Origin of the sequence: Alkalibacillus flavidus, assembly GCF_040545925.1 — a bacterium.
GTDB lineage: Bacteria > Bacillota > Bacilli > Bacillales > Alkalibacillaceae > Alkalibacillus > Alkalibacillus flavidus.
This window is the reverse complement of the sequence record NZ_JBEPMX010000013.1, coordinates 1-11,976: the sequence shown is the minus strand read 5'-3', so window position 1 is coordinate 11,976 and position 11,976 is coordinate 1. Positions and strand designations below refer to the sequence as shown.

At 44.2% G+C, this 11,976-nt stretch carries 14 protein-coding genes; 13 read left to right on the top strand and 1 reads right to left on the bottom strand.

The features are described 5' to 3' along the window. The first annotated feature begins 84 nt into the window (after positions 1–84). The 5 genes from rho to prmC all read left to right on the top strand — a co-directional run bounded on the left by rho (position 85) and on the right by prmC (position 5,004). Positions 85–1,347, top strand: a complete 1,263-nt coding sequence (gene rho / locus ABID56_RS11265) for a transcription termination factor Rho (RefSeq protein WP_354221349.1) — start codon at positions 85–87, stop codon at positions 1,345–1,347. A gap of 139 nt (positions 1,348–1,486) precedes the next feature. Beyond that, complete coding sequence (locus tag ABID56_RS11260) at positions 1,487–1,732, top strand: type B 50S ribosomal protein L31 (RefSeq protein WP_354221242.1); 246 nt, start codon at positions 1,487–1,489, stop codon at positions 1,730–1,732. 573 nt (positions 1,733–2,305) lie between these two features. Then, on the top strand, positions 2,306–2,929 hold the full coding sequence (locus ABID56_RS11255; RefSeq protein ID WP_354221347.1) for a thymidine kinase: 624 nt from the start codon (positions 2,306–2,308) through the stop codon (positions 2,927–2,929). A gap of 154 nt (positions 2,930–3,083) precedes the next feature. Further along, positions 3,084–4,154 carry a peptide chain release factor 1 gene (gene prfA, locus ABID56_RS11250; RefSeq protein ID WP_354221240.1) on the top strand — a complete coding sequence of 357 codons (1,071 nt, stop codon included), beginning with the start codon at positions 3,084–3,086 and terminating at the stop codon, positions 4,152–4,154. A gap of 1 nt (position 4,155) precedes the next feature. Beyond that, positions 4,156–5,004 (top strand): peptide chain release factor N(5)-glutamine methyltransferase, encoded by an 849-nt coding sequence (prmC, locus tag ABID56_RS11245; protein WP_354221238.1) that lies wholly within the window; start codon positions 4,156–4,158, stop codon positions 5,002–5,004. A gap of 148 nt (positions 5,005–5,152) precedes the next feature. Here the strand turns inward: prmC and ABID56_RS11240 are convergent, their stop codons facing one another. After that, positions 5,153–5,704, bottom strand: a complete 552-nt coding sequence (locus tag ABID56_RS11240; RefSeq protein ID WP_354221236.1) for a GNAT family N-acetyltransferase — start codon at positions 5,702–5,704, stop codon at positions 5,153–5,155. A gap of 305 nt (positions 5,705–6,009) precedes the next feature. Here ABID56_RS11240 and spoIIR point away from each other — a divergent pair, with 305 nt between their 5' ends. The 8 genes from spoIIR (at position 6,010) to glyA (ending at position 11,862) form a co-directional block, all read left to right on the top strand. Further along, entirely contained in the window at positions 6,010–6,606 is a 597-nt protein-coding gene (spoIIR, locus tag ABID56_RS11235) for a stage II sporulation protein R (protein ID WP_354221234.1), read from the top strand. Between the two features lie 51 nt (positions 6,607–6,657). After that, complete coding sequence (locus tag ABID56_RS11230; RefSeq protein ID WP_354221232.1) at positions 6,658–7,074, top strand: hypothetical protein; 417 nt, start codon at positions 6,658–6,660, stop codon at positions 7,072–7,074. A 72-nt stretch (positions 7,075–7,146) separates the two neighbouring features. Continuing rightward, positions 7,147–8,163: an L-threonylcarbamoyladenylate synthase gene (locus tag ABID56_RS11225; RefSeq protein ID WP_354221230.1), complete on the top strand. Its 1,017-nt coding sequence runs from the start codon at positions 7,147–7,149 to the stop codon at positions 8,161–8,163. Positions 8,164–8,257: 94 nt separating this feature from the next. Then, positions 8,258–8,800, top strand: a complete 543-nt coding sequence (locus tag ABID56_RS11220; protein ID WP_354221345.1) for a manganese efflux pump MntP — start codon at positions 8,258–8,260, stop codon at positions 8,798–8,800. 81 nt (positions 8,801–8,881) lie between these two features. Continuing rightward, positions 8,882–9,313 carry a low molecular weight protein arginine phosphatase gene (locus ABID56_RS11215; RefSeq protein ID WP_354221343.1) on the top strand — a complete coding sequence of 144 codons (432 nt, stop codon included), beginning with the start codon at positions 8,882–8,884 and terminating at the stop codon, positions 9,311–9,313. Next, the gene (gene rpiB, locus ABID56_RS11210) at positions 9,310–9,750 is read left to right on the top strand and encodes a ribose 5-phosphate isomerase B (protein ID WP_354221228.1); all 441 of its coding nucleotides are present in this window, start codon (positions 9,310–9,312) and stop codon (positions 9,748–9,750) included. Before ABID56_RS11215 ends, rpiB begins: the two co-directional genes overlap by 4 nt. Positions 9,751–10,009: 259 nt before the next feature. Beyond that, positions 10,010–10,561 carry a TIGR01440 family protein gene (locus tag ABID56_RS11205; protein WP_354221226.1) on the top strand — a complete coding sequence of 184 codons (552 nt, stop codon included), beginning with the start codon at positions 10,010–10,012 and terminating at the stop codon, positions 10,559–10,561. A 50-nt stretch (positions 10,562–10,611) separates the two neighbouring features. Beyond that, the gene (gene glyA / locus ABID56_RS11200) at positions 10,612–11,862 is read left to right on the top strand and encodes a serine hydroxymethyltransferase (RefSeq protein WP_354221224.1); all 1,251 of its coding nucleotides are present in this window, start codon (positions 10,612–10,614) and stop codon (positions 11,860–11,862) included. Positions 11,863–11,976: the final 114 nt, after the last annotated feature.

The window sequence follows — 11,976 nt, the reverse complement described above, 5'->3', positions numbered from 1 at the left end:
CATATAAATTGACAACCCAACGACTATATTTCCAACATAAAAAATAAAATTTCATAGAAGTGTGGTGTTTTTGTGTCAAATCCAATGACAATCGCACAATTAGAAACGAAAAATCTTAAAGAGCTTTACGCGTTAGCACGCGATTTTGGCGTTTCTTATTATGCGAAACTCAACAAAAAAGAATTAATTTTTGCGATTTTAAAAGCGCAAACAGAACAAGACGGCAAATTATTCGTTGATGGCGTATTAGAAATTATTCAATCAGAAGGTTTCGGTTTCTTGCGTCCGATCAACTACGCGCCAAGCCCTGAAGATATTTATATTTCAGCGTCGCAAATCCGTCGTTTTGACTTGCGTAACGGAGACCTCGTATCCGGTAAAGCGCGCCCGCCAAAAGAGAACGAGCGCTACTTTGGCTTATTGCACGTTGATGCGGTCAACGGAGATGATCCAGAAAGTGCAAAAGAACGTATTCACTTCCCTGGTTTAACGGCTTTATATCCTGACCGAAAGATGAATTTAGAGACGAAATCGAACGTTTTATCAACGCGTATCATGGACATGATGTCACCTGTCGGGTTTGGTCAACGTGGTCTAATCGTCGCTCCGCCTAAAGCCGGTAAGACGATGATTTTGAAACAAGTAGCTAACAGCATTAAACAAAATCATCCTGACTCAAAACTGATTATTTTACTCATTGATGAGCGACCTGAAGAAGTGACGGACATTGAACGATCAGTAGCCGAAGATGTCGATGTCGTCAGTTCAACATTTGATGAAGTGCCAGAAAACCATATTAAAGTGTCTGAACTCGTGCTAGACCGTGCGATGCGTTTAGTGGAGCACAAACAAGATGTCATTATTTTAATGGACAGTATTACCCGTCTAGCGCGTGCGTATAACTTAGTTATCCCACCGAGTGGACGAACTTTATCAGGTGGTATTGACCCAGCGTCGTTCCACCGTCCGAAACGCTTTTTCGGTGCAGCGCGTAATATCGAAGAAGGCGGTAGTTTAACCGTTTTAGCGACGGCACTTGTCGATACTGGTTCGCGTATGGACGATGTCATTTATGAAGAATTTAAAGGAACAGGCAATATGGAATTGCATCTTGATCGTCGTATGGCTGAACGCCGGATTTTCCCTGCGATTGACGTGTTAAAGTCAGGGACACGAAAAGAAGAGTTGCTCCTGTCAAAAGAGCATCTTGATAAGACATGGGCGATCCGAAAAACGATGCAAGACCAGCACGATTTCTTAGACCGCTTCTTACGTCGTCTGCGTAATTCGAAAGACAACGAAGAGTTTTTCAAAATTATGGACGATGAAATGAAAGGAAAACAATAAGAATTTCGTTAACGTCTTGCAATCTACACGTCGAGTTGATATAATCACTCTGTATGAATTGGGACGTTAACAATCGGTTAACGAACGGTTTAAATTAACTCTGTTTCCACAGGATTCAGGGCAAGGAGGAGTGTTAAGCATGAAACAGGATATCCATCCGGAATATCGCAAGGTTGTATTTTTAGATACAAGCTCTAATTTCAAATTTCTAACAGGTTCAACGTTAGAATCTGAAGAAACAATTGAATGGGAAGACGGTAATGAGTACCCATTAATTCGTGTTGAAATTAGTTCAGATTCTCACCCGTTCTACACTGGTAAGCAGAAAGCCGACAAAGTTGGTGGCCGTGTAGACCGCTTCAAGAAAAAATACAACATGTCATAATAATGATTTCATTAAAGGAGCTGACCGAATCTTTCAGCTAAACACCATACGAGATGATCGACACCATTATAATCACCGTGTGGCAGCTTAGCAAAGACGGTCAGCTTTTTTATTTTTTGGTTCTGTTAAAGTCCGTTGTTGATATTGTGATCCGCTTTCGGTGGACGCTTTCCGCGGGCACGGCTCGAGCCAGGCAACCTCATCGAAAATGCTTCCTTGCAACTTGCACCGAGGAAGCCTGCTTCGAAGCGTTGACTCGCAGACGCAGGTGCATCTCTCGGGGTCTCGAGACTCGTGCTGTTCCCGTGACGACCCGGACGGTCTAATGTCGATGTTGGTCACAGGACGTGACCGCTTTTAGTCGACCAGGAGTCACCACCTTCGCTCCTCACAATTCAACAACTCAGTGCTACTATCATTTTAAAAACACCATTAAACTTTAAAGAGCCTTAATTTTTATTTTAGCAATCATATCTTTCATCATATGGCAGTCACCTTTACGGTTGACCGCCCTTTTTAATCTTTACGGTGCGAAAAATGTAAAAGTTTGTATAAATGAGGTGCGAAATTATGATGTATGTAATGAAACATAGCGGTTGGCTTGAGGTCATTTGTGGTAGCATGTTCTCAGGTAAATCAGAAGAACTTATTCGCCGTGTGCGACGTGCGACTTACGGCCATTTGAATGTGCGCGTCTTTAAACCGGCGATTGACAACCGCTACGATGATGAGTCGATCGTGTCACATAACGGGAACTCTATCATCGCTAGACCAATCGATGATGTTCAAGACATTTACGACAACATTGACGATGATGTCGATATTGTCGGTATTGATGAAGTGCAATTTTTCGATGATGACGTCGTCGAGGTCGCGCAATACTTAGCTGATCGTGGTGTGCGTGTTATCGTGGCCGGTCTCGATCAAGATTTTCGCGGGGAACCGTTCGGTGCGATCCCGCAGCTCTTGTCGCTTGCGGAAACTGTCACGAAACTGAACGCGATTTGTCCGCACTGTGGCTCACCGGCTAGTCGTACGCAACGGTTAATCGACGGGAAGCCCGCTTCATATGACGATCCCGTTATTTTAGTCGGCGCGTCAGAATCGTACGAACCGCGTTGCCGTCACCATCACGAAGTACCGAAGCATCCGCGTTATGCAGAATTTGACGTCGCGAGTCGTTCGTCATTCAATTAAATGAATTGATCGCTTAACCAGTCTGGATTAAAGTTAATCTTGACTGGTTTTCGATTTTCATAAGATTATCATGCTTTACGGACGAAATGTTATGCTTATTTATGGTATGATATAATGTGGAATAATTAACGAAAGAGTAAGAGGTGGACGTCGTATGCTCGAAAAATTACAACATATGGAGGATCGTTACAATCAGTTGACCGATTTACTGATGGATCCTGAAGTGATTAACGATTCAAATAAACTACGCCAATATTCAAAAGAACAAGCCGATATTCAACCTGTCGTGGAGAAATATCGCGAATATAAAGATATTAAACAACAAATCGAAGACGCCAAAACAATGATCTCAGAAGAATCGGATAAAGATGTGATCGACATGGCGAAAGAAGAACTTGAAGAATTAGAGCCACAAGTTGAACCGCTCGAAGAAGAGATGAAGTTTTTACTTATTCCGAAAGACCCGAATGATGATAAAAACGTTATTATGGAAATCCGCGGAGCAGCCGGTGGTGATGAAGCGGCGCTTTTCGCTGGTGACTTGTATCGTCTTTATTCACGTTATGCTGAATCACAAGGTTGGAAGTTAGAAGTGATTGAAGCGCACGAAGCTGAAGTCGGCGGTTATAAAGAAATTATTATCATGATTAACGGTAATGGCGCGTATTCACGTTTTAAATTTGAAAACGGCGCGCACCGTGTTCAGCGTGTTCCAGATACGGAATCAGGTGGCCGAATTCATACGTCAACGGCGACGGTTGCGGTATTACCTGAAGCGGAAGAAGTTGAAGTCGAGATTCATGATAACGATATCCGCGTTGATACGTTTACATCCAGCGGCCCAGGCGGACAAAGTGTTAACACGACAATGTCAGCCGTTCGTTTAACGCATGAGCCAACAGGCGTCGTTGTATCTTGTCAGGATGAGAAATCGCAAATTAAAAACAAAGAAAAAGCGATGAAGGTCCTGCGTGCACGTATTTACGAGATGGAACAGGCGAAAGCGCAAGAAGAATTAGATGAAAACCGTAAATCAGCGGTAGGTACAGGTGACCGTTCTGAGCGCATTCGCACGTATAACTATCCGCAAAACCGTGTCACGGACCACCGTATTAATTTAACGATTAATAAACTTGACCAAGTGATGGAAGGTAAAATTGACGAAATCATTGATGCGTTATTAATCGAAGAACAAACGGCGAAGTTAGACGAACTTGGAGACTAATATGTCAGAATCGAAACTTACTGTGCAGGGAGCCCGGCGTTGGGCTTCTTCTTTTTTGAAACAATTCGGACGAGAAGAACGTGTTGGCGACTTGTTGTTGCAGTATTTGTTGAAGGTGAGTCATAGCGAGTGGTTGGCCATTCAACGTGATACGTTAGATTCGGACGTTGCGCAGACCTTTGCCGTTTGGGTGCATGAGCATGTCGTAACGGGGAAGCCAGTCGAACATTTCACGCGATCGGTCGATTTTTTTGATGATACGTTTTATGTCGATGAACGCGTTTTAATTCCTCGTCCGGAAACAGAGGAATTAGTGCTGGCGGTATTGTCGGAAGCGCGCTGTCCGGAGGTGATCGTCGATTTAGGGACTGGTAGTGGTGCGATTGCGTTGTCGTTAAAAGGTCGTTTGCCTGAAGCGAATGTTGTTGGTACAGATTTATCAGAGGATGCATTAGCTGTTGCAGCTTATAACGGGGAGTTGTTAGACCGTGACGTCACGTTACTTGAGGGTGATTTTCTAGAGCCTGTGTTGGAACGTGGTTGGACGCTTGATGTGATCGTGTCGAACCCACCGTATATTCCGCATGACGAACGCGACTCATTGTCAGAAACCGTGGCGCTGCACGATCCAGCTTTAGCATTATTCGCCGATCAAAATGGTCTGGCAGCGTACGAGCGAATCGTTGAACAAGTGATGCGATTGCAACACAAACCACAATTAACCGCATTCGAAATCGGTTATGACCAAGGTGAGTCCGTGCCCGCTTTAATCAAGCATTATGACCCCAACGCGACTGTGCGAGTTGTACAAGATATCAACGGAAAAGACCGCATTGTGTTATGGACGTAAAAACGATCCCCGGCTAAGCCGAGGATCGTTTTTTTGAGATAAATCGCTGAAGTTATGAGATAAGTCTCTATAGTTTTGAAATAACTATAGGTAATTATGAAATAACTGCTCGCAGTTATTTCATAAATTCAAGAAGTTATGAGATAACTTAATGAGAAGCGTCTAGCCATTCGTCCTGCAGTAGCCCATAAACGATGTGATCGACATAATCGCCGTGCAGGCGTTCAGCAGCACGGATACTGCCTTCTTCTACAAAACCTAACCGCTCAGGGATCGCACGGCTTTTCGTATTACCGCCTGCCGCCCGAATTTCGACTTTGTTCATATTCAAATCACGAAACGCGTAGGTCATAAGTGCACGTGTTGCATCGGTCATAATGCCGTAGCTTTGAAACGATTTACCGAGCCAATAGCCGATATGAGCCTTACTATTCGTCCAGTCCAATTGATTAAAACCCACAACGCCCGCCAGTTGTCCGCGAAACACAACGGCGATATTCATCCCTTTACTTTCGGCATATAGTTGTTTAGACGCTTGGATAAATTTCGCCGTATCCTCCGGTTTCACCGTGTGATCGACCCAAGCGAGCCAACGCCGTAAGTCATTCCGATTACGATCCGTTAAAGCAAAAAGTTCCCCTAAATCACTGTCATCAAGCAATTTTAAATAAAGGTCATCCCGAATATAGTGTGTAAACATCGTTTAGCCACCTTTCGTGTGTTGGTTTATGATTGACTTTACTAGGAATTGAGCGATCTCAGTCAGGAAAAGCGCGACTTGCACGCCTATATGTGCGACTGGTGTGATTAATTGATCAACTTTTCCCGGGAATGTGCAACTTTCATGATAAATGATCGTCTCTGAGTAAGATTGAGCGTCTGTCGCAATTAATTGAGCGACTCTACCAATAATATTTTTATTAATCTAACATACTTTAAGACGTATATCTACCGCATTCGTCGGCGACAATGTAATTACGAGATTACGAGAAAGGGTTGAAGACGATGCGGATTGGTTTATTATTAGTCGTAATTTTGATTGGAATGACATGGTTTTGGAACGATACAAGTGCGGAAGAGCAAGTAAATTCAGATTACGTTGTGATTCCAGATGATGCGATTCGATTACGAATTTTAGCGAACTCGAATAGTGAAGCCGACCAACAAGAAAAACGAGACGTCCGAGATGCGGTTAACGAACAAATCACAGAATGGGTAGAAGACTTAACATCAATAGAAAAAGCACGTCAGACGATTCGTGACAACATCCCGGTCATTAAAACAATCGTTGAAAAACATACAAGCTATTCATTTAATGTCGAGTTTGACGACGTCATGTTCCCTGATAAAGTGTATGACAAGTTTATTTATCCGGCAGGGGAATACGAAGCGATTTTAATTACGCTCGGGGAAGGAAAAGGCGACAATTGGTGGTGCGTCTTGTTTCCGCCGCTTTGTTTCGTCGAGTTTTCCGACGGTGCCGCAGTGTTAGAACACGATGAGGAAGAAGAAACAACTGATAGTGACGAAAAATCCGATGACGAACGCGAAACGAAATTTTTTATCTGGGAATGGCTAAAAAATCTATTGAATTGGGCATAAAACTAGCGCTCGTCTCATAGGTTGATAGAAAATGCTTAGGAGGCGAGCGATATGATGACGATCGAACCATTTTATGACGTATCACATGACACCGCTCAGACATTTTTCACAGATGAGACAAAACCGAAAACGGATTGGGAGCAACAATATGGCTATCTTTTATTCGTTGATGATGTAGCGATTGCGTTTTTTGTGCTTTACCCAATGAGTGTTGAAGCCGTTTGGTTAAGACGATTATGGTTGCACGAACAGGCTAATCCGGCGTTACTCATGATGATGTTTGACTGGATCAGCGATTACGCCAAAACTCAATCATACAACGATTTGTATACGCATTTAGACGATCCGACTAAACACGTATTGCTCGAGATGAATCACTTTCACTTAGCCGAAGAGGTGCCAACTGCATTCGAAGGTACAAAAGGTCAATGTTACGTCAAATCTTTATCGACGCATGCGACGTCATGATGATTGCACTTTCATCGTTTTCCTTCCATAATATAAATAGCAATTGACGTTATGAAAAAAAGGAGCAAGACGATGGAAACGATACGTTGGACAAGTCATGGCCATGTCCATGAAGACGCGATACAAGAAGCAGCAATGACATTAAAACAAGGTGACACAGTTGCTTTTCCGACTGAAACGGTTTATGGACTTGGGGCGGATGCGACGAATGAAGACGCCGTTGGGAAGATTTTTACGGCAAAAGGTCGTCCGGCAGACAATCCGCTCATTGCGCATGTTGGTAGGCGTGACGTAGTGTACGATTATGTGACTAACGTGTCGCCACAAGCAGAACAACTGATGGACGCGTTTTGGCCCGGGCCGCTCACGTTAATCATGCCAGCGCAAACGACATTAGCGAGTAATGTGACGGCCGGGCTTACGACAGTTGGTTTTCGCATGCCAGACCATCCTGTCGCGTTAGCATTACTTCAAGCCGCCGACATTCCAGTTGCGGCGCCGAGTGCGAATCGATCTGGAAAGCCGAGTCCGACTGCGGCTGAGCATGTGTTACACGATTTAGACGGTCGCATTAATGAGGTTGTCGATGGCGGAAAAACAGGCGTTGGCGTCGAGTCGACCGTGATTGATATGACATTAGGCGTGCCAATGATTTTACGCCCAGGTGGTGTTACGCGTGCGGATATTGAAGCGGTGATCGGACCTGTCGATGTCGCGCCGTCTCTACAAGATGATGTGGCTCCTCGGTCGCCGGGGATGAAATATAAACATTATGCGCCTGATTGTCCGATTTGGATTGTGACGGGTGAAACGGACGCAATGCAGCGGGTTGCTTATGAATTAGCGCAGGACGGAAAACGCGTCGGGTTTTTAGTTAGCGACGAGCGGGCAAAAGAACTCGCAACAAACGACGTATTTACGCTCGGATCAAAAGGTGATTTAATCGCGGTCACGAGCCATTTATACGATCGTTTACGCCAAATCGATATGTCAGATTATGATGTTATATTAGCTGAAGCCTTTTCGAAAGAAGGGATCGGAACAGCTTTCATGAATCGTCTCGAAAAAGCAGCGTCGAAAACGATATAAGCAGAAGGTGTGATCACACGCTTTTCTTCTAAAATGCCTGAAACGAGCATACAGTGAACTAGAATGCTCGGGCAAATAGGAGGACAAGCGTGTGATGTTTTTTTATGATAGTGTGACACCGTATGTGATCATGGCAATTGCCGTTAGTATGGATGCTTTGTCAGTTAGTCTGTCGATTGGTTTTTCTCAGAGACGCTTGCGGTGGTGGTTATATTTTGTCATGTTAGTCGGTTTGTTTCATGTCATCATGCCACTTGCGGGGATATTTTTTGGTGACATGTTATCGGAACAGTTAGGGCATATGGCGCAACATATTGGTGGTTGGCTACTCGTAGCAATCGGGATTCAAATGATCATGGCGACGTTTTGGCAATCAGATCGTCAACCGCCTTTAACAGCGATCGGCTTATTTTTTCTAGCGCTTACTGTGAGTTTAGACAGTTTTTCGGTCGGGATTTCAATCGGGATGTTAGGTGTCCATGTGTTTGTCATCGCGTTGTTATTTGGCTTTGTCAGTATGGTCTTTACATGGTTTGGTTTCATGTTATCGAAGTATGGACGAAAATGGCTAGGGACATATTCGGAAGCAATCGGTGGCGTCGTTTTGGCGATATTAGGTTTGCAAATGGTGTGGTAAAACACATGACAACACGTGCGAATTCAAGTAAAATAGATATAGATGGAAACAGTGAAACAGGAGGGGTACGCGTTGCATCGTGTGTTATTTGTATGTACAGGCAACACGTGTCGCAGTCCAATGGCTGAGGCAATCGTGAAGCATAAATATCCTGAAATTGATGTACAATCGGCCGGCGTGTCCGCGAATCATGGACAAGCTGCAAATGATCATGCTATTCAAGCTTTAGACGCAAACGGGATAGGAATTGATCATATATCACAACCCGTCACACGCGAATTGCTTAACTGGGCGGACTTAGTCTTAACGATGACATCACAGCATAAAGAAGCATTAAAACTAGAATATACACGCTTTGATGATAAGATTTTCACATTAAAAGAATACGTTGACGAACCATCCCATGATATAGCCGATCCAATCGGACTAGACGTCGCAACGTACGAACACACGCGTGAAGAACTAGAAAAATATATCGATTTAATGGTCGAGAAATTGGAGGAAGACGAATGAGAGTTATATTAGCATCAGACCACGGAGGACAAAACTTACGCGCCGATATCGCGAACTTATTAGAGGAAATGAATGTTGAATTTGAAGATATAGGATGTAACTGTGAAGGATCAGTTGATTACCCGGATTATGGTATTCCAGCTGCAGAACGTGTCGCAAATGGTGAATTCGATTACGGCATCGTCATTTGCGGAACAGGTATTGGGATGTCGATTTCAGCGAATAAAGTAACAGGCGTTCGCTGTGCACTCGTCCATGACGTTTTTAGCGCAAAAGCAACCCGCCAACATAATGATGCCAACGTGTTAGCAATGGGCGAACGCGTCATCGGCCCAGGCTTAGCACGCGAGATCGTCAGCACATTTTTAAACGAATCATACGAAGGCGGCCGCCACGCCAACCGCGTGAATAAGATTAAGGCTTATGAGGAGAAGTAGTTGATTAGAAGTCGGGACTCGAGTGTGAGTTCCGATTTTTTTATGCATTGAATCAAGAATCCAAGGTTTTGATGCAACAAATCTCGAATTTGAATCAAGTGGAAAACTGTTTGAATCAAGCCGATCAAAAGTTGGTGCAACAAACTCAACATTTGAATCAACCACCGCTTCATTTTTGAAGATTCAAACAAAAAACATATACCTTTTTCCATCTTTTTGTTATAATTTTATATAAGAAACGATTCCTTTTTAAGGAGGAATGGCGTTGACGTTAGATGAGTTAAAACAAGACGTGCAGTCGATTGTGGCGTCTTGGCGTGAGTCTGAATATGCGCGAGCGAATTCGATCATGGTCGTCGGCTGTTCGACGAGCGAAGTGAAAGGCGAATTGATTGGATCGGCTGGGAGTATGGATGTTGCAGCTTTGTTGTACGACGAATTGGAAGCGTTTCAACAAGATCTTGGCGTGCACGTCGTTTATCAATGTTGCGAGCATTTGAATCGCGCGATTGTCATGGAACGTGCATTACAACGATCGCTCGGGATACCCGAAGTGAGCGCTGTTCCGCATGCAAAAGCAGGTGGGTCGATGGCGACGTATGCGTATCAATCGATGGATGACCCTGTATTAGTCGAAGGGGTTGCTGCTGATATCGGCATGGATATTGGTGACACATTAATTGGCATGCACTTAAAACATGTTGCCGTCCCGTTACGTTTTCCGGTGAAAACTTTAGGCGGTGCGCACGTGACTTACGCTTACACACGTCCGAAATTAATCGGCGGTGAACGCGCGATTTATCACACGTAAAAAGGTCAGTGCATTGTCGCTGACACGATATACATAAGGAGGCTTATTGAATGACACATTTACACAATCAATTACACGAAGTAGACCCAGATATGCTGAAGGCGATTAACCAAGAAAAAAATCGTCAGCACGACAAAATTGAATTAATCGCATCGGAAAATTTTGTTTCTGAAGCGGTCATGGAAGCGACTGGTTCAGTTTTAACGAACAAATATGCAGAAGGTTATCCGCATCGTCGTTACTATGGTGGCTGTGAGTATGTCGATATCGCAGAAGATTTAGCGCGCGACCGTGCGAAGGAATTGTTCGGCGCTGATCATGCCAACGTTCAGCCTCACTCTGGCGCACAAGCGAATATGGCGGTTTATTTTGCGGCCCTTAAGCCTGGTGACACGATCTTAGGAATGAACTTGAATCATGGTGGCCATTTAACGCACGGTAGCCCTGTTAACTTCAGTGGTAAACTTTACAACGTCGTCGATTACGGGGTTGATGAAGATAATGAAGTGATTGATTATGATGCGTTATTAGCGAAAGCAAAAGAAGTCGAGCCAAATATGATCGTCGCTGGCGCTTCGGCTTACCCTCGCCAAATTGACTTCAAGCGATTCCGTGAGATTGCAGATGAAGTCGGCGCTTACTTACTCGTCGATATGGCACATATTGCAGGACTCGTCGCAGCAGGTCTGCACCCTAGTCCTGTGCCGCACGCTCATTTCGTCACATCGACGACGCATAAAACATTACGTGGCCCGCGCGGTGGCTTAATTTTATGCCAAGAAGAATTTAAGAAAAAGATCGATAGTAACGTCTTCCCGGGTATGCAAGGTGGCCCGCTCATGCACGTCATCGCAGCAAAAGGCGTCGCATTCAAAGAAGCACTAGACCCGTCGTTTAAAGAGTACTCCAAACAAATTATCGATAACGCGAAACATCTCGGTGAAGCGTTAAAACGCGAAGGCATTCGTCTCGTATCAGATGGGACGGACAACCATCTATTATTATTAGATGTACGTCCACTCAATTTAACGGGTAAAGTGGCCGAAGCAGCGCTTGATGAGATCGGTATTACGACGAATAAAAACACGATTCCGTTTGACCCAGAAAGCCCATTTGTCACAAGTGGTATTCGTATCGGTACAGCGGCTGTCACGACACGTGGTTTTGGTAAAGACGACATGGATGAGATTGCATCTATTATTGCTTTTACCCTTAACCATCATGACGATGAAGCGAAATTAGAAGAAGCGAAAGCGCGTGTGCAAAAGCTTGCGGATCGTTTTCCAATGTATAGTCAATGATAAAAAAAGTGGTGGGATGTAGACTAACCTAAATATTTGAGACAATATAAAACACCTTCGAAATGGTACAATGAAAGAAGTACTTATTCGGAGGTGTTTTTGCATGGGCAAAAA